Here is an 18,289-nt window from a genome sequence, read left to right as displayed (position 1 = left end):
CGCCCTAGATACGGCGCCCGGGTCCCGTGTAGTCGTCGAAGCGCTCGGGAGCCGTGGGGACTCCCATCTCACCCATCTGCCCGATGTGGTCCGCGGTGGCCGGGTCTACCGGAACACCACGCGAAATGTCGGTCATGACACGGCGCGAGACCACCTTGATGCGCTCCCGCCTGCCGCGACCGCCGGGAAGCTCGCCGAAGCTCTCCCCCAGCGCCTGCTCGTAGGCGTCCAGAAGCTCCCACCCCTCCCAGGTCGTGTACTCCACGCCGCGCTCCTCCAGCAGGGCGACCATGGCCTCGTGACCGACCGCCGTGGTCTTGGCGTGCAGGCGACCAGCCGTCGCATCCTCCACCAGGTGCGTGATCGTCTGCTGCGCATCCGATTTGGTCGAGCCGATCAGCCCGACGGGACCGCGCTTGATCCATCCGGTGGCGTACACGCCGGGAACAACGTCCGCGGACTCGTCCTTCGTCGTCTCTCCCTCGATGACACGCCCCTCGACGTTGGGCACCACGCCCGCTCGCCTATCGAAAGGAAGTCCGGGGATCGGGGAGGAGTAGTAGCCAACCGCGCGATACACGGCCTGCACCGGCCACGTCGTGATGACGCCCGTACCCGAGACGCTGCCGTCGCCGTTGAGGGCCGTTCGCTCGGTGCGCAGCGCCTTGACGTGCCCGCGCTCGTCGGCGACGATCTCGACCGGCGACTGGAACAGGTGAATGTGGATGCGCCGCGACGCGGTGTGCTCCTCCTCGTCGGCCATCGCATAGTTCGTCAGGGTCTTGACGACCTGACGCTGCTGATTCGAGGCGCGCAGGGCCTCCTCGGACCCCTCGTCGAAGTCGAAGTCCTCCTCCGACACGATGACGTCCACGTCGGGCACTTTGCCCAGCTCGCGCAGCTCCAGCGGCGTGAACTTCACCTGCGCCGGGCCGCGCCGACCAAAGACGTGAACATCCGTGATCGGGTTCTCCGCCAGGGCGCGGGCGACGTTGGCGGGGACCTCCGTCTTGAGCATGTCCTCGGCGTGCTTGGCGAGCACGCGCGACACGTCCAGCGCCACGTTGCCCACGCCGATGACGGCCACCTGCCGGGCCTGAAGCGGCCACGTGCGCGGATAGTCCGGGTTTCCGTCGTACCAGGACACGAAGTCCGCCGCACCGTAGGACTCCGGCAGATCCACGCCCGGAATATCCAGGGGATGATCGCGATCGGCACCGGTCGCGATCACAATCGCGTCGTAGTGGTCGCGCAGGTCGTCAAGGCTCACGTCTCGGCCCACCTCAACGTTGCCGAGCAGCCGAATGTCACCGCGTTGCAAGATCTTGTAGAGCGCGACGATGATCTGCTTAATGCGCGGGTGATCCGGCGCGACGCCGTAGCGCACCAGCCCATAGGGGGCCGGAAGCCGCTCGAAGAGATCGATGTTGACCTCGAGCCCCGACTTCGACAGGATGTCGGAGGCGTAGATGCCGGCGGGACCAGCGCCGATGACGGCGACGTTGAGCGGTGCCAACCAAGTTCTCCTTCTGTGACCGCGCGCGAGTGCGCGCACCTGGGCACCAAGTTTAGCGCCCCAACACCGAGGGCCACCTTACCTGAGACCCCTCACACACCTCAAGGTGCAACCGGGGTTGCGACGAGGCCGGGGCGGGGGCGCTCCACGGTGCGCATCCTGGCCCCGGCCTCGCGACGCGCGCCTACGCCAGGCGGTCCACCATCAGGTTGGCGAAGGCGACGAGCGCCGTCTTGGCCTCGCCCTTGGGAAGCGCCTCCAGGGTGTCCACGGCATCGCTCGCCCACCGGCGGGCCAGCTCGCGGGTCTCCTCCAGCACGTCGTGCGTGCGCAGCTGCTCGACGACGCCGGCCAGCGCCTCGTCCGAGGATAGGTCCCCCGCCAGGTCACGCAGGATGCGAGCCCCCGCCTCGTCGATCGTTCCCGCCTCCTGGCGGCGACGCAGGAGCAGGACGGGCAGAGTATCCACACCCTCGCGCAGGTCCGTCCCGGGCGTCTTGCCGGACTGCTCCCCCGACGACGCCAGATCCAAGACGTCGTCGGCGATCTGGAAGGCGACACCCACCTTCTCACCGAAGTCGGCCACGACATCGGCGACCAGGCGCCCCGCGCCCGACAGGAGCGCCCCGAAGGACGCCGCCGTCGACACGAGGGAACCCGTCTTGTCGGCCAGGACCTGCAGGTAGAAGTCGACGCGATCGGCCCCATGTGTCGGACCGAAGGTCTCGTTCAGCTGCCCCTGGCACAGGCGCTCGAAGGTGCGCGCGTGGTGGGCAACGATCTCGGGACCCAGGGAGGCAACCAGCAGGGAGGCGCGCGCGAAAAGAATGTCACCCGCGAGGATCGCTCGGTTGTTGCCCCACAGGTGCTGAGCCGAGGGAACCCCGCGCCGCGTCGGCGCGGAATCCATGACGTCGTCGTGGTAGAGGGACGCCAGGTGGGTGAGCTCGACGGCGGTCGCCGCCGTCAGCACCGCGTCGTCCAGGCGGCGATCGCTCTCCCCCAGCTGCGCGCACACGAGGGTCAGGAGCGGACGCATCCGCTTGCCACCCGCGACCGCCAGGTGTGACGTCAGCTCGTCCGTCAGGTCGCGCGACGAGGAGACGGCCTCCAGGAGACGACGCTCGACGACCTCGAGCCCTGGCGTAATCCGAGACTCGAGGTCGGGAACATGAAGATCGGGTGTTTGGACGTTCACGGAATCAGTATGACGATCTTTTCGAGGAGGCTCAACACGGGACCGGGGAAGACCCCCAGGGCGATCGTACCAAGAACGCACACGACGATCGCGACGGCGCTCATGCCCTCGGACTTGACCACGACCGTCTCCTCACCGGGCGCGGTGAAGAACATCAGGCGCACCAGACGGAAGTAGTAGAACGCCGTGATCGCCGAAGCCGCGAGGCCCACGATCGCCAGCCAACCGACTCCGCCAGCGATGGCATCCGAGAAGATCACAAACTTGCCGACGAAGCCGGCCGTCAGCGGGATGCCCGCGAACGAGAGCAGGAACACCAGCATCGACGCCGCTATCCACGGGTTGGTGCGGCCGATGCCCGCCCACTTGCGCAGGCTTGTCGCCTCGCCCAAGGCGTTGCCCTCCGCATCGCAGGAGCGCACCAGCGTCACCACGGCGAAAGCACCGACGGTCGCCAGGCCGTATCCGAGCGTGTAGAAGAGCACATGGCCCGTGCCGCCCTTCTGGATCGCGAGAATGCCCATCAGGATGAAGCCGGCGTGGGCGATCGAGGAGTAGGCCAGCATGCGCTTGACGTCGTCCTGGACGAGACCCGCGAAGGTCCCCACGAGGATCGTCAGGACCGCGACGGCGGCAAAGACGTACAGGAAGTCCCACTGCAGGTAGGCAGCCACGGCCTGGTAGAAGCGAGCCATCGCGGCGAAAGCGGCGACCTTCACGGCGGCAGCCATGAAGCCGGTCACGGGGGTCGGGGCCCCGGTGTAGACATCCGGGGTCCACGCGTGGAACGGGGCCGCACCCACCTTGAAGAGGAGACCGACCATGACGCTCAGCACGCCGACGAGGACCATCCAGTCCATGTTCGTGTTCGTCGAGATCGCGCTGCCCAGCGCCGAGATGCGCAGGGAGTTGGAGAACCCGAAGAGGAGGGCCGCGCCCATGAGCATGAAGCCGGAGGAGAACGCGCCGAGCACGAAGTACTTCAGCGCCGCCTCGAAGGACAGCTGGCGGCGGCGGCGCGCCGTCGCAGCCATGATGTACAGGGGCAGGGACATGACCTCGAGGGCGACGAAGAGGGTGACGAAGTTGTCCGCCGCCGGGAAGATCATCATGCCGCCCAGGGAGAACAGCGCCAGCGGGAAGATCTCGGAGCGCTGATAGGAGTGGCGCTGGGTCAGTTCCTCGGCCGCCGAATCGGGGCGGTCCGAGGGTTGGCCGGCGAAGGCCCCGTCCCCGACGCTCGTCCGGTCGGCCATCACCAGCACGGCGACAAACCCGAGGACCGCCAGCACGAACTGCGCCGCGATGGTGAGCGGATCCTCGATGTACTCCCCCAGCGTGGTCGGCGCGGCCACGACCGGCGCCCAGCGCAGAACGAGAACGGAACCCGCGCCGCACGTCGCGGCAACCGCGAGGGCGATGACGATGGGGCGACGGGCCTTCGCGGGGGCGAATGCCTCCACGAGGATGCCCAGGACCGCTCCGCCGAGGACGATGAGGATCGGTGTGAGGCTCAGCCAGTGGACCTGGGGGGCCTCGAAGGTAGCCATGGGTAGGACGTTCACTGTGCGCTCCCTTCAGCGGCGGCCGGCGCCGTGGCCGGGTGGCCGAAACTATCAGCAACCGGAGTCAGTGCTCCGACGAGGGGGGCCGACCAGATACCGAGGACGAGCATCGCGACGACCAGCGGCGCCATCACGCCTCGTTCGCGACCGCCAAGGTCGACCAGCTCCTCCTTGCCCTTGCCGGGCGCTCCGGTGAAGACGCGCTGGTAGGGCATGAGCACGTACATGGCCGCGATCACGACACCGATGACGGCCACGAGCGCCAGCGGCGCGTTCACCGTCCACGTCCCCATGAGGACCAGATACTCGGGAACAAAGCCCGACAGGCCGGGAAGGGCGATCGAGGCCAGGCCCGAGACGAGCCACAGGCCCGCCAGGACGGGCGTGACGCGCTGCATCCCGACGTATTCGCGCATGTCCTGCGTACCACCGCGGCGCGCGAGCCAGCCCGAGAGCAGGAACATCGCGGCGATCGACACGCCGTGGGCCACCATGTAGAACATGGCTCCGACCAGGGCGAGGTTCGATCCGATGAAGATTCCCAGGACCATGAAACCGAAGTGAGACACCGAGGTGTAGGACACAAGGCGCATGATGTCGTTCTGGCCGTTGGCGGCCAGGCCGCCCCACACGATGGAGATGACGGCGAGGACGCACATGACCCACTTCGCGTGCGACGAGGCGGTGGGCGTGAGCTGGAGGCACAGCGTGATCATGCCGAAGGTGCCGATCTTGTCGAGCACGCCCACGAGCAGAACGGAGGTGCCGGGGCGCGCGACGGCGGCCGTGTCGGGCAGCCACGTGTGAACCGGAACCATGGGCGCCTTGATCGCGAAGGCAACCATGAAGGTCACGAAGACGACCATCTGCACGGAGGATGCCGCGCCGGGAAGGGTCGAGGCGAGGGTGTCCAGGCGGAAGAACGTGGAGGCTCCGTCCGCCGCGCGCGACGCGCTGGCCCACAGGAAGAGGATTCCACCGAGCATGACCAGGCCGCCGAACAGCGAGTAGAGGAGGAACTTCATGGCGGCCCTGTGGCGAGCTGCCTCCTCCCCGGTGCCGTAGCGACCGATCATCAGGTAGAGGGGGACGAGCATTGCTTCGAAGGCGACGTAGAAGACCACCAGGTCGTAGGCGGCGAAGATGACGACCATGAACGCCTGGAGGGCCAGCACGAGGGCCGGGTAGGCTCCGCGATCGTCGGCCTCCTCCTCGTTCCATCCCGCGATGAGGACGAGGGGGACGAGACCGAGGGCCAGGAGGATCATGACCAGGCCGAGGGCGTTGACGCCCAGCGACCAGGTGATGCCCATCTGCGGGATCCACTCGTGGCTCTCGTACACCTGGTACGTGGCGGGGGCCGACCAGTCGAAGACGGTGACGGCGGCGGCGACGCCGAGCGCGAGCTCGACGAGGGCACACGCGAGGGCGAGGACGCGTCCTGCGGCGCGTCGCAGGGGCGGAACGAAGCCGAGGAGGGCCGCGCCCGCGGCCGGAACGGCCACGAGGACGGACAGCCACGGGAAGTTAGCAGCAACCATTGCACTTTCCATTGTCGTGTACCCCTTAGAGCCTGAATCCGAGGACGATGGCCAGGGCGATGATGACGCCGCCGAGAATGTAGGCGGCGTACGTGCGCACGAGCCCGTTCTGGGTCACTCCGACGACGCGCCCAAGCATCTGGGAGCCGCCCCCCAGGCCGCGAAGCACACCGTCGATGGCGCTCGCGTCCCCGACTCTGGCGACGGTCACCAGCCCCTTGGCGGGCATCATGAACAGGGTCTCGTTGACGGTGTCCTGGTAGAGGTCGCGGCGGGCGGCCTCGGTGAGGGCGTTTCCGGCGGGAACGGAGGTGGGAACCTCGTCGCGACTGTACTTCATCCACGCGACAAGCGCGCCGACGACCACGAGGGCGAGGGTCGCGCCCTGGATCACGTACTCGTTCAGGACGGGGTGGCCGTGCTCGACGTGACCGATCGCGGGAGCAAGCCAGTTGATGAAGGTGTCACCCACGGAGAGCGCGCCGCCCAGGAGGACCGCACCGATGGCGAGGACGATCATCGGGACCGTCATGAGGGGGCCGGACTCGTGGGGGTGCACGGCGGCTCCCTCGGCCTCGGTGGTCCAGCGGGCCTTGCCGTGGAAGGTCATGAAGAAGAGGCGCGACATGTAGAAGGCCGTGACCCCGGCGCCGACCAGGGCGACGAGTCCGTAGACCCAGCCGACCCACGCGGCCTCGGCGCTGCCGAAGCTGTGGGCGCTGAAGGCAGCCTCGATGATCTTGTCCTTCGACCAGTAGCCGGACAGGGGCGGGACGCCGAGGATGGCGAGCCAGCCCATCATGAACGTCAGCCACGTGACCTTCATGGCGCCTCGCAGGGCACCGAAGCGACGCATGTTGACCTGGTCGCCCATGCCGTGCATGACGGAGCCGGCTCCCAGGAACATGAGGGCCTTGAAGAAGCCGTGGGTGAAGAGGTGGAAGATCGCGAACGCCCAGCCGATGGGACCCAGCCCGGCGCCAAGCATCATGTAGCCGATCTGGCTCATGGTGGAGGCCGCGAGGACCTTCTTCATGTCGTCCTTGGCCGAGCCGACGATCGCTCCGAAGAGCAGGGTGATCGCGCCGATGACGGCGACGCCGGTCGCGGCGACGGGGGCGGCGACGAAGACCGCGCCGGAGCGGACGATCAGGTAGACGCCGGCGGTAACCATGGTGGCGGCGTGAATGAGCGCGGACACGGGCGTCGGCCCGGCCATCGCGTCACCCAGCCACGCCTGCAGGGGGAACTGGGCGGACTTACCGCAGGCGGCGACCAGCAGGAAGAACCCGATGACGGTCGCGGACGCGGTCGGAACCGAGGCGACCTTCGAGGACACATCCGCGAAGGTCACCGAGTGGAAGGAGGCGACCATCGCCATCATGGCGATGAGCATGCCCATGTCGCCCACGCGGTTCATGATGAACGCCTTCTTCGCGGCAACGGCGTTGGCGGGAACGTGGTTCCAGAAGCCGATGAGCAAGTAGGATGCGAGGCCCACGCCCTCCCAGCCGGCGAAGAGCCCGGCGTAGGAGTCGGCCAGGACCAGCGTCAGCATCGCCGCGATGAAGAAGTTCAGGTAGGCGAAGAAGCGGCGCCTGGCCGGGTCGTGCGCCATGTAGGCGATCGCGTAGACGTGGATGAGCGAGCCGACGAAGGTCACCAGGATCACGAAGGTGATGGAGAGGGGATCGACAAGCAGCCCGAAGTTCACGGTGAAATCACCGGCGGGGATCCACGTGAAGAGCGTCTGGGTAAAGCGGCGCGCGCTCTCGGGAGCGCTCCACATCTGGGCGGCAATGAGCGCGCCGACGATAAAGGTCGCCCACGACGCTGCCGTGGCCAGCAGGTGTCCCCACCGGTTCGAGGCCCGCCCCAGGAGCAGGAGAAGGCCGGAGGAGGCGAGCGGGATCAGGATGAGGAGCCACGCGTAGGATGCGGGCCCCGAGGCCGCAACCACGTCGGTGGCTCCAACGGCCTGCGCAAAAACGAAGGTGGTCATGCGTTACGTCCTCCTTCAGTTCTTCAGCAGGTTCAGGTCGTCCACGCTCGTGGTCGAGCGCGAACGGTAGATGGACACGATGATCGACAGGCCGACGACGACTTCGGCGGCTGCCACGACCATGACGAAGAACGCCATGATCTGGCCGTCAATGTTGGAGTTGATGCGCGAGAACGTCACGAGGACGAGGTTCGCCGCGTTGAGCATCATCTCGACGCCCATGAGCGCGATGACCGCGCTGCGGCGCACGAGGACCGTCGTCGCTCCGATTCCGAACAGCACACCCGCAAGGATGAGGTACCAGGCGAGACTCACTTGCTCTCCTCCTTCTTCTCAGTGGGGGTGGTTGTGCGCCGGCGACGAGGCTGGGGCTGTGCCAGTCCGGTGGGCGCGGTGGCGCCGGGCATCCCGAAGGAGCCGGAACGGGGAACGTCGGGCGTGCGCCCGATCGCGTAGGGCGACTCCGCCTCGGAGGAGGCGCCGTCCCGATCGGTGCGAGCGAGGGTGAGCTGGGCGGAGACCTCGGGGGTGACCTCGCCGATCGTGCGGGTCAGGCCGCGTACGCGCAGGACGCGGGGCACGGATTCCTCGACGGGACCGAGCGTCTCGCCCGAGAGCGCCGGCACGTCCGCCGCATTCGACTGGGCGTAGACGCCGGGGGCGGGAAGCTGACCGATGCGCGCACCCTTCTCTTCGAAGGCCCGCATCTTGGAGCGCGCGGTCTGCGCCTGATCGGCCTTGGCGGTCAGACGATCGGAGTGGGTGAGCAGCATCGCGCCGACGGCCGCCGTGATGAGCAGGGCACCGGCGAGCTCCATGCTCAGCCAGTGCTCCTGGAAGAGCATGATCGCCAGGTCGGTGATCGGTTCGTCGGAGGTGGGGGTTGCCTTGCTGGGGGCGTGCGCGGCGTGGGAGGACTTCACGATCGCCGTCGCGATGATGAGAGCGAGCCCGAGCCCGCCGAGGACGGACCCGACGATCGCCCCGCGGCTCTGACGCACGTAGTCGTCGGAGGCGCCGATACCGATGAGCATGATGACGAACAGGAACAGCATCATGATGGCGCCCGTGTACACGACGATCTGGGCGACTCCCATGAAGGGAGCGCTATTGGCGATGTACAGGATCGCGAGGCCGAGCATGACGCCGACCATGCAGATGACGGCGTGGGCGGCCTTCTTGCAGAAGAGGACCCCCAGGGCGCACGCCACCATGGCGATGGCCGTGCACACGAAGAGGATGATCTCCCCCGTTGACTCCATGAGGGGCCAATCGATGGACAGGTTCATGAGCGTGCCTCCTGCGCGACTCGTACCGTCTTGAGGGAGGGGTCGTCTGGGCGGCGGGCCGCGACCCAGTCGACCTGGTCGGCGGTGGGGCCGGTGACTTCCCCGCGGTAGTAGTCGATGTCGTTCTTTCCCTCGACCATGGGATGAGGCGCTGCGAGCATTCCCTCGGAGAGGGGAACCAGCAGGTCTTCCTTCTCGTAGATGTCGTCCTCGCGCGTGTACGTGGCGATCTCGAAGTCGTTCGTCATCGTCAGTGCCCGCGTGGGGCACGCTTCGATGCACATGCCGCAGAAGATGCATCGCAGGTAGTTGATCTGGTAGACGCGGCCGTAGCGTTCGCCCGCCGAGTACTGCTCGTCGGGGGTATTGGAGGCGGCCTCGACGAAGATGGCGTCGGCGGGGCACGCCCACGCGCACAGCTCACAGCCCACGCACTTCTCCAGGCCGTCGTCGTAGCGGTTGAGCTGGTGACGTCCGTGGAAGCGGGGCATGACTCGCGCGGGTTCACGGGGGTACTGCTCGGTGACGGTGGGCCGGAAGAAGGACGACAGCGTAACGCCGTAGCCGGCCATGGGTGCGACGAACTGGGCGAACGCACCCTTGGGGTCGTGCTCGAAGAGCATGTCCTCGTCGGTGGTCTTCTCACTCATCGGTGCTCTCCTTCGGGCTGTCGGATGCCCCGGCCGTGGCCAGCTCGCCCTCAATGGTGGCGGCGGCGCGCGGCGAGGCGACGGGGGTCTGTCCGGGCAGGGGCGGGACGGGGAAGCCGTCCTCGAAGCCCGTGTAGTCGCGCTCGGATGGCGGGACCGGCTCGGGTTCGGGCCTGTCGGTCAGCCAGATGATCACCAGGGCGATGAGGAAGAGGACCCCGACTCCTCCGAAGAGGTAGGGGGTGGGAACCTCAACGAACTGGGTGATGCCGCGCACGAGGGCGACAAGCACGAGCCATCCCAGGGCGATGGGCATGAGGCGCTTCCACCCGAAGTTCATGAACTGGTCGTAGCGGAAGCGCAGCAGAGTCGCGCGGGTCCACACCAGCAGGAACATGAAGAACCAGAGCTTGAGGAAGAACCACAGCATGCCCCACCAGCCGGAGTTGAGGAACTCGACGTGGGACAGCGGCCAGGGCGCGTGCCAGCCCCCGAAGAACATCGTGGTGGCCACGGCCGAGACGTTGAGCATATTGACGTACTCGGAGAGGTAGTACCAGCCGAACTTCATCGAGGAGTACTCGGTCATGTGTCCGGCGACGAGCTCGCCCTCGGCCTCGGGAAGGTCGAAGGGCAGTCGGTTGACCTCGCCGGTGGCACTGATGCAGTAGATGACGAAGGCCGGCAGGAGCGTGAAGCCCCACCAGAACTGTCCCTGGGCGGCGACGATCTGCGAGGTGGACATGGAGCCCGACATGAGGAAGACGCTCACGAGGGACAGGCCCATGGCCAGCTCGTAGGAGATGACCTGGGCGGTGGATCGCACGGCGCCGTACAGGGGCAGGGTCGAGCGGGTCGACCAACCACCGAGGACGATGCCGTACAGGCCCACCGACGCCATGGCCAGAATGTAAAGGGAGGCGACGGGCATGTCAGTCAGCTGCAGGGGCGTCGAGATGCCGGCGATCCTCACGTTGGGTCCCATGGGGATGACCGCGAAGACGCTGAACGCGGCGAAGGCGGCGATCGCGGGGGCCAGGAAGTACAGGAACCTCTCGGCCCGACGGGTCCACATGTCCTCTTTGAAGAGGAGCTTACCGGCGTCGGCGAAGGCCTGGAAGAGACCCAGGGGGCCTGCCACGTTCGGGCCCGGACGCGTCTGCATGCGACCCAGGCCTCGGCGCTCCACCCACAGGGCGATGAGCACGTTGGCGATCAGGAAGACGATGATGAAGACGGCCTTGATGAGGCTGAGCCACCAGGTCTCGTGACTAAAGTCCGCGGCGGAGTACTCCGGGACTGCGAAGGGTGCGAGTGTCATCATGCCACCTCCTGCGTGGCGCGCAGCGTCGCGACGGTGCCGACACCGCCGAGGCGCTCGTGTAGGACGGAGCCGACCGAGCATTCGGGAACCCACGCGACGCCGTCGGGCAGGTCGCCGATAGCGGCCGGAAGGGTGACGCTTCCGCGCTCAGTCTCGAGCGTCGCATCGGCCCCGGGGGCGATGCCGGCACGGGCCAGCGTGGCCGCGGAGGCCAGGAGGACGGGGCGTCGGGCCGATCCGGCCAGCCACGGGGCTCCGTCCTGGAGGCGTCCGGCGTCGATCATGGGCTTGTGGGAGGCGACGAGGACGCGGCCCGGCTCCGGGGCGGGAGCCGCGGCCGGGGCAACCGCCGCGAACTCCTGCGGCTCGCCGTCCCAATCCATGAGGGCGTTGACCTCGGCGTACAGGTCCGACAGGGCGGTGACGCCCAAGTCGTCGTCGAACTCCTCGGTCAGTCGAACGAGAACATCGCGGTCGGTCAGGGAGGTCGCCGAGCGAGCCTGGCCGAAGGGACGCAGGCGTCCCTCCCAGTTGATGTACGTGCCGTTCTTCTCGACCGCGGGTGCCACGGGAAGGACGACGTCCGCGCGTTCGCTCACCTCGGAGGAGCGGACCTCGAGGGATACCAGGAAGGGGACCTCGTCGAGGGCGCGGCGTAGGAGCGCCGGATCGGGGAAGTCTCGCACGTCAACGCCGCCGACGACGAGGGCACCGAGGGAACCGGAGGCCGCCGCCTCGATCATCTGCGAGGCGTCCAGGCCGCGCTCGGGCAGATCGCCCCACCCGAGGGAGGCGGCTCCGGCCTCGTCGATTCCTCGGCCGAAGGGGGCCAGCCCCGGCAGCAGGCCGGCCTCGACGGCGGCCCGGTCGCCGGCGCGGCGGGGCACCCACGCGAGGCGCGCGCCCGTGCGCTCGGCCAGGGCGACGACGGCGGAGAGCAGGCCGGGGGTGGCGCCCGCGCGCTCGCCGACGAGAACGATGCCGTCGGCGAGGGCACCGGCGAGGTCGTCGAATCGTCCGCCGACGCGGATCTCGTCCACGAGCGCGGGTTCGGCGCCGGGGGCCGCGTGCAGGACTCGGGCGTTCATCTTGCGCGATCCCGCCGAGGTGAAGGGTGCGATCGAGGCGACCGCGAGGCCCGACTTGCGCACTCCCTTGCGCAGGCGCAGGAACATGGCGCCGCACTCGTCCTCGGGTTCGAGGGCGACGAGGAGAACCTGTCCGGCGCTCTCGAGGTCCGCGTACGTGGTGGCCAGGCCGGTCCCGGCCACGTGGGAGGCCAGGAAGGAGCGCTCCTCCTCGCTGGAGGGGCGGGAGCGGAAGTCGATGGAGTCGCTGCCCACGACCGTGCGGGCGAACTTGGACCACGCCCACGCGTCCTCGAAGGTCAGGTGCCCGCCGGGCAGGAAGCCCACGGACGAACCCGCCTGCTCAAGGCCCCCGCGCACGCGGTCCAGCGCGTCGGACCAGGAGGTGGGAACCAGCTCGCCCTTCTCGCGCACGAGCGGGACCGTCAGGCGGTCAACCTTGTCCCATTCGAAGGCGAAGCGGTCCTTGTCGGTAATCCACTCCTCGTTGACCTCGGGGTCGTTGCCGCTCATCCGGCGAACGACCTCGCCGCGGCGAATATCCTGGCGGATCGCCGACCCGGAGGCGTCGTGCTCGGTGACGGCGGCCGTGGAGACGAGGTCGAAGGGGCGGGCTCGGAAACGGTAGGAGGCGGCGGTGAGGGCGCCGACCGGGCAGATCTGGATGATGTTGCCCGAGAAGTAGGAGGCGAAGGCGCGGCCCGACACGTCGCGTTCGGCAACGCAGAGCTCGCCCTCGTTCAGGGAGCCCACGATCGCGTCGGTGCCGAAGGGCGAGGACAGCGTCGACGTTGAGGCATCAACGGCCGTCGGGTCAAAGAAGTCCAGGGTGGTCGTGTCGAAGCCTCCGACCTGCTCACCCATGAAGGAGTGATCGTCGGTGGGGGCGCTGCCGCCGCCGCGGCCCTGCAGGTCCATGAACACGTCGCCGGAGATCTCCTTGCCGAAGCGCACGCAGCGCTGGCACAGGATGCAGCGCTCGCGATCCAGGAGGATCTGGGAGGTGAGGCGAAGTGGCTTCTTGAAGGTGCGCTTGGCGTCCGTGAAGCGGGAGGTGGCGCGCCCATCGCTCATCGCCTGGTTCTGCAGGGGGCACTCGCCGCCCTTATCGCACACGGGGCAGTCCAACGGGTGGTTGATGAGCAGGAACTCCATGACGCCGTGCTGGGCGCGCTTGGATACCTCGGAGGTGTGCTGGGTCTTGACGACCATGCCGGGGGTGACGGTCTGCGCGCAGGAGGGCTGGGGCTTGGGCATGAAGCGCAGCTCGCCCGTGTTGCGGTCGGGCATGCCGACCTCGACCAGGCACTGGCGGCACGCGGCGACCGGGGCCAGCAGCGGGTGGTCGCAGAAGCGCGGGATCCGGATGCCCGCCTGCTCGGCGGCGCGGATCACGAGCGTGCCCTTGGGGACTGAAACCTGAACGTCGTCGATGGTGACGTCGATCATGTTGGCAGCGTCGCTCATCGGCCACCTCCTCGCGCGTAGTTAGCGGACGCCTCGTAGGGGAAAAGCTCGCGGGCGGGCGTGGTCAGCCCGGCTTCGAACTCGTCGCGGAAGCGCTTGATGCCCGACATAATCGGGGTTGCTGCGGCATCACCGAGCGGGCAGAAGCTGCGGCCGGCGATGTTGTGAGCGATCTCGTCGAGCAGGTCGACGTCGCCGGGGCGGCCTTCACCCCGCTCAAGGCGCAGCATGATCTGCTTCATCCAGTAGGTCCCCTCGCGGCAGGGCGTGCACTTGCCGCAGGACTCGTGCTGATAGAACTCGGACCACCGGGTGATGACGCGCACCACCGAGACGGTCTCGTCGAACACCTGCAGGGCGCGGGTGCCGAGCATGGACCCGGCCGCGCCCACGGACTCGTAGTCGAGCGGGGTGTCGAGCTCGTCCTGCGTGAAGATCGGGGTCGAGGAGCCGCCGGGCGTCCAGAACTTCAGCGTGTGCCCCTCGCGGATACCGCCCGCCATATCGATGAGTTCGCGCATCGTGATGCCGAAGGGGGCCTCGAACTGGCCGGGATTGGCGACGTGGCCGGAGACGGAGAAGATTCCGTGGCCCTTGGACTTCTCGGTGCCCATCGACGCGAACCACTGCGGCGAGTTGCGGAAAATGCCCGCCACCTGAGCGATGGTCTCGACGTTGTTGACGACCGTGGGACGGGCGTACAGGCCTGCGACCGCGGGGAAGGGGGGCTTGAGGCGCGGATGACCGCGGCGTCCCTCGAGCGAGTCGAGGAGCGCGGTTTCCTCGCCGCAGATGTAGGCGCCCGCGCCCGCGTGGGCGGTGATGCGCAGATCGCCGAGCACGCCCGCTTCGGTGGCCTCGCGCACGGCGCTGAGGAGGCGGCGGTACACGTGCGTGACCTCGCCGCGCAGGTAGACGAACGCGTGGTCGCAGCCGATCGCCCGCGACGTGATCGCGATGCCCTCGATGAGGACGTGCGGGTTACCCATGATGAGCGGGATGTCCTTGCAGGTTCCCGGCTCGGACTCATCCGCGTTGACGACGAGGTATCGGGGGCCTCCGTCGGCGGGGGGCAGGAAGGACCACTTGAGGCCCGAGGGGAAGCCTGCGCCTCCTCGGCCTCGCAGGCCCGAGTCCTTGACGGCGGCGACGATGTCGGCGGGGTCCATGGCGCGCGCCTTCTCGAGGCCCAGGTAGCCTCCGCGCGCGCGGTAGGAGTCCAGGGTCCAGGAGCGTTCCTCGCCCCACCCGTTGGTGATGATCGGGGTCAGCGGCCCGGGCGCAGCGTATGCGGTGCTCACTTCGCGTCCTCTCCCTTCGGGTCGGTGGCCTCGGCGGCGCCGAGTGCAACCGGTTCGGTCCAGCCGTGCTCCTCGGCGATGCGTCGGCCCAGCAGGGTGGATTGGCCGGCGGAGGGTCCCTCGTCCTCGTGGCCGTCGAGGAAGCCCGCCAGGACGCGCTCGTTCTCCTTGAAGGTCGGGGCGACGACGGGGCCACGGGTCGGGTGGATGTCGCGGCCCTCCTGGATGTCGTCGATCATCGCCGCGGCCGACTCCGGCGTCTGGTTGTCGAAGAACTCCCAGTTGACCATGACGACGGGCGCGTAGTCGCACGCGGCGTTGCACTCGATGCGTTCGAGGGTGATGCGGCCATCCGCACTGGTCTCGTCGCTTCCGACGCCGACCTTGTCGGAGACCTTCTCCCAGATCTCGTCCCCGCCCATGACGGCGCACAGCGCGTTCGTGCACACGCCCACGAGGTAGTCGCCGGTGGGGTGGCGCTTGTACTGGGTGTAGAAGGTGGCGACCGCGCTGATCTCGGCGCGCGGCAGCTCCAGGGTGGCGCTGATGAAGTCGATGCCGTCGGGGCTGACGTAGCCGTCAACCGACTGGATCAGGTGGAGCATCGGCAGCAGGGCGCTGCGGGCGTGGCCCTGCGGGTAGCGGGCGATGATCTGGGCGGCGTCTGCCTGCAGGCGCGCCAGGGTGTCGGGTGTGTAGCTCATCGGTCAACGCCTCCGAGAACGGGGTCGATAGCGGCCAGGGAGACGACCACGTCGGCCAGCTGGCCGCCTTCGGTCATCATGGCCAGCGATTGCAGGTTGGCGAAGGAGGGGTCGCGGAAGTGGGCTCGGAACGGGCGGGTTCCGCCGTCGGAGACCAGGTGGACGCCGAGGATTCCCTTCGCGTGCTCGACGGTCTGGTAGACCTGGCCGGCGGGCACGTGGAAGCCCTCCGTGACGAGCTTGAAGTGGTGGATGAGGGATTCCATGGACTCCCCCATGATCTCGCGGACGTGGTCGGCGCTGGTGCCCTGGCCGTCGGTGGCGACCGCCAGTCGGGCGGGCCAGGCGATCTCGGGGTCGGCGACCATGGTGGGCGCCCCCTCGCATTCGTCGAGCTTGGCCAGGACCTGCCACACGATGCGCATGGATTCGTAGCACTCGTCGAAGCGGACCATCGTGCGGTTGTAGACGTCCGACTTGTCGCGGGTGGGCACGTCGAACTCGAAGTTCTCGTAGCCGCAGTAGGGCTGGGACTTGCGCAGGTCGAGGGGCAGTCCGGCGGCGCGCACGCCCGGCCCGGTGGTGCCCAGCGCCATGAGGGCGCTCAGCGGCATGACGGCCACGTCGCACAGGCGCTTCTTGAAGATCGGGTTCTCCACCAGGATGTCCTGCAGCTCGCCGATGTCCTTGCGGGCGCGGCGCAGGCGGTCGCGGATGTAGTCCGTCGTGCCCTCGCCGATGTCCTGGACGACGCCGCCGGGGCGAATGTACTCGTGGTTCATGCGCAGGCCGGAGATGCGTTCGAAGACGCGCAGGATCTCCTCGCGGGCGCGGAAGCCGATCGTCATGATCGTGGTGGCGCCCATCTCGTTGCCGGTCGAGCCGATGGCGACCAGGTGGGAGGCGATGCGGCACAGCTCCATCATGAGCACGCGGATGAGGCTGGCGCGTTCGGGCACGTCCTCGGTGATGCCGAGCAGTTTCTCGACGCCGAGGCAGTAGGCGGCCTCCTGGAAGAAGGGGGCGACGTAGTCCATGCGCGTGCAGTATGCCACGCCCTGGGTCCACGTGCGGTACTCCATGTTCTTCTCGATGCCGGTGTGCAGGTAGCCGGTGTCAACGCGGGTTTCGCGGACCTTTTCGCCGTCGAGCTCGAGGATGAGGCGCAGCACGCCGTGGGTGGAGGGGTGGACGGGGCCGAGGTTGACGACGATGCGTTCGGAGGTGATGGCCTCGATCTCGTGCAGGACGTCGTCCCAGTCGCCGCCCTGGGTGAGGACCTCGGGGATGTCCTCGAGGGGCAGGTCGCTCGCGCCGGCGGGCGCGCGGAAGGCGTTGGTCATCAGTTCACACTCCTACGGACGTCGGCGGAGGCCGTGACGGCGCCCTTGAATTCGACGGGAATGCCGCCCAGGGGGTAGTCCTTGCGCTGGGGGTGTCCGACCCAGTCGTCGGGCATCGCGGTCCGCGTCAGGGAGGGGTGCCCCGTGAAGATGATGCCGATGAGGTCCCAGGTTTCGCGTTCCTGCCAGTCGTTGGCCGGGTAGACCGAGACGATGGAGGGGATGCGCGGGTCGGAGTCGGGGCAGGTGACTTCGAGGCGGATCAGACGGTTGTGCGTGATCGAGTACAGGGGGTAGATGGCGTGCAGCTCGCGCCCCTTGTCGAGGGGGTAGTGGACGCCGTTGGTTCCCAGGCACATTTCGAAACGCAGGTCGGGGTCGTCGCGCAGGTAGGAGGCGACGCGCACGATGTGCTCGCGGGCGACGAAGATACCGAGCTGTCCGCGGTCGACGGTGACCTTTTCGATGACGTCGGACACCTTCAGGCCGTCGGCCGCGATGAGCTCTTCGAGGACGTCGACGACCTGGTCGAACCAGGAGCCGTAGGGGCGCGAGGCCTCGCCGGGCAGGAAGGAGTCGGCGACGAGTCCGGCAAAGCCGGAGGTGGAGGAGTCGGTGCCCGCGCCGAAGAGGCCTTCGCGGTGGGCGATGGGCTCGGGCAGGGCGAAGCCGCGCTGGGCGGGGGCCGCGTCGGCTGGGGCGGGCGCGTTGTCCTCGGGGATCGACAGGTCGCTCATGCCAGGAGTCCCTTCATCTGGTGGGTGGGCGTGGCTTCGAGGGCGGCCTGCTCGGCTTTGCGGGCGATCTCCCGGCGGTGGACGCCCAGGGGTTCCTTGCCGATCTGCTCGCGCAGGACGAGAACCGCGTGGATGAGGGCCTCGGGGCGCGGCGGGCAGCCGGGCAGGTAGACGTCGACGGGGACGATGTGGTCGCAGCCCTGGACGACGGCGTAGTTGTTGAAGACGCCGCCGGAGGACGCGCAGGCGCCCATGGAGATGACCCACTTGGGTTCGGGCATGGAGTCGTAGACGCGTCGGATGATGGGGGCCATCTTGTGGGAGACGCGGCCCGAGACGATCATCATGTCGGAGTGCCGCGGGGAGGCGCGGAAGACCTCAAGGCCGAAGCGCGCCATGTCGAATCGGGGGGTTCCGGCGGCCATCATTTCGATGGCGCAGCACGCCAGGCCCATGGTGACGGGCCACTGGCTGTACTTGCGTGCGAGGCCGAGGACTTTCTCAACGCTGGTGAGCGCGATGCCCGCGGGCAGGGATTCTTCCAGTCCCACTTGTTTCTTCCTT

General features: G+C 68.2%; 15 protein-coding genes. All 15 read right to left on the bottom strand.

The features are described from left to right. Positions 1–4: 4 nt before the first annotated feature. The 15 genes from NQK35_RS10275 to NQK35_RS10205 all read right to left on the bottom strand — a co-directional run bounded on the left by NQK35_RS10275 (position 5) and on the right by NQK35_RS10205 (position 18,276). The gene (locus tag NQK35_RS10275) at positions 5–1,516 is read right to left on the bottom strand and encodes an FAD-dependent oxidoreductase (protein ID WP_257114118.1); all 1,512 of its coding nucleotides are present in this window, start codon (positions 1,514–1,516) and stop codon (positions 5–7) included. A 184-nt stretch (positions 1,517–1,700) separates the two neighbouring features. After that, entirely contained in the window at positions 1,701–2,714 is a 1,014-nt protein-coding gene (locus NQK35_RS10270; protein WP_009212445.1) for a polyprenyl synthetase family protein, read from the bottom strand. Then, positions 2,711–4,264: an NADH-quinone oxidoreductase subunit NuoN gene (gene nuoN / locus NQK35_RS10265; RefSeq protein WP_034232120.1), complete on the bottom strand. Its 1,554-nt coding sequence runs from the start codon at positions 4,262–4,264 to the stop codon at positions 2,711–2,713. Before nuoN ends, NQK35_RS10270 begins: the two co-directional genes overlap by 4 nt. Before the next feature lie 11 nt (positions 4,265–4,275). Next, positions 4,276–5,820, bottom strand: coding sequence for a complex I subunit 4 family protein (locus NQK35_RS10260; protein WP_009212447.1), 1,545 nt, complete (start codon positions 5,818–5,820; stop codon positions 4,276–4,278). A 25-nt stretch (positions 5,821–5,845) separates the two neighbouring features. Then, positions 5,846–7,822 carry an NADH-quinone oxidoreductase subunit L gene (gene nuoL, locus NQK35_RS10255; RefSeq protein WP_257114117.1) on the bottom strand — a complete coding sequence of 659 codons (1,977 nt, stop codon included), beginning with the start codon at positions 7,820–7,822 and terminating at the stop codon, positions 5,846–5,848. Positions 7,823–7,837: 15 nt separating this feature from the next. After that, complete coding sequence (nuoK, locus tag NQK35_RS10250; RefSeq protein WP_009212449.1) at positions 7,838–8,137, bottom strand: NADH-quinone oxidoreductase subunit NuoK; 300 nt, start codon at positions 8,135–8,137, stop codon at positions 7,838–7,840. Further along, positions 8,134–9,111: an NADH-quinone oxidoreductase subunit J gene (locus tag NQK35_RS10245; RefSeq protein ID WP_257114116.1), complete on the bottom strand. Its 978-nt coding sequence runs from the start codon at positions 9,109–9,111 to the stop codon at positions 8,134–8,136. Before NQK35_RS10245 ends, nuoK begins: the two co-directional genes overlap by 4 nt. Then, positions 9,108–9,761, bottom strand: coding sequence for an NADH-quinone oxidoreductase subunit NuoI (gene nuoI, locus NQK35_RS10240; protein ID WP_009212451.1), 654 nt, complete (start codon positions 9,759–9,761; stop codon positions 9,108–9,110). The genes NQK35_RS10245 and nuoI overlap by 4 nt, the downstream gene beginning before the upstream one ends. Beyond that, a complete protein-coding gene (gene nuoH, locus NQK35_RS10235; RefSeq protein ID WP_034232123.1) occupies positions 9,754–11,082 on the bottom strand; it encodes an NADH-quinone oxidoreductase subunit NuoH in 1,329 nt (442 codons plus the stop codon). The genes nuoI and nuoH overlap by 8 nt, the downstream gene beginning before the upstream one ends. Further along, positions 11,082–13,640, bottom strand: a complete 2,559-nt coding sequence (locus NQK35_RS10230) for an NADH-quinone oxidoreductase subunit G (RefSeq protein ID WP_257114115.1) — start codon at positions 13,638–13,640, stop codon at positions 11,082–11,084. The genes nuoH and NQK35_RS10230 overlap by 1 nt, the downstream gene beginning before the upstream one ends. Then, a complete protein-coding gene (gene nuoF, locus NQK35_RS10225) occupies positions 13,637–14,941 on the bottom strand; it encodes an NADH-quinone oxidoreductase subunit NuoF (protein WP_048741009.1) in 1,305 nt (434 codons plus the stop codon). Before nuoF ends, NQK35_RS10230 begins: the two co-directional genes overlap by 4 nt. Continuing rightward, complete coding sequence (gene nuoE, locus NQK35_RS10220; RefSeq protein ID WP_009212456.1) at positions 14,938–15,645, bottom strand: NADH-quinone oxidoreductase subunit NuoE; 708 nt, start codon at positions 15,643–15,645, stop codon at positions 14,938–14,940. Before nuoE ends, nuoF begins: the two co-directional genes overlap by 4 nt. Further along, positions 15,642–16,988 (bottom strand): NADH-quinone oxidoreductase subunit D, encoded by a 1,347-nt coding sequence (locus NQK35_RS10215; RefSeq protein WP_257114113.1) that lies wholly within the window; start codon positions 16,986–16,988, stop codon positions 15,642–15,644. Before NQK35_RS10215 ends, nuoE begins: the two co-directional genes overlap by 4 nt. Beyond that, on the bottom strand, positions 16,988–17,725 hold the full coding sequence (locus NQK35_RS10210; RefSeq protein ID WP_257114112.1) for an NADH-quinone oxidoreductase subunit C: 738 nt from the start codon (positions 17,723–17,725) through the stop codon (positions 16,988–16,990). Before NQK35_RS10210 ends, NQK35_RS10215 begins: the two co-directional genes overlap by 1 nt. Beyond that, positions 17,722–18,276: an NADH-quinone oxidoreductase subunit B gene (locus NQK35_RS10205; RefSeq protein ID WP_009212459.1), complete on the bottom strand. Its 555-nt coding sequence runs from the start codon at positions 18,274–18,276 to the stop codon at positions 17,722–17,724. The genes NQK35_RS10210 and NQK35_RS10205 overlap by 4 nt, the downstream gene beginning before the upstream one ends. Positions 18,277–18,289: the final 13 nt, after the last annotated feature.

This window comes from Schaalia odontolytica (genome assembly GCF_024584435.1).
Taxonomy (GTDB): Bacteria; Actinomycetota; Actinomycetes; order Actinomycetales; family Actinomycetaceae; genus Pauljensenia.
The sequence above is the reverse complement of the archived record's forward strand: the minus strand, read 5'-3'. Positions and strand labels throughout refer to the sequence as shown.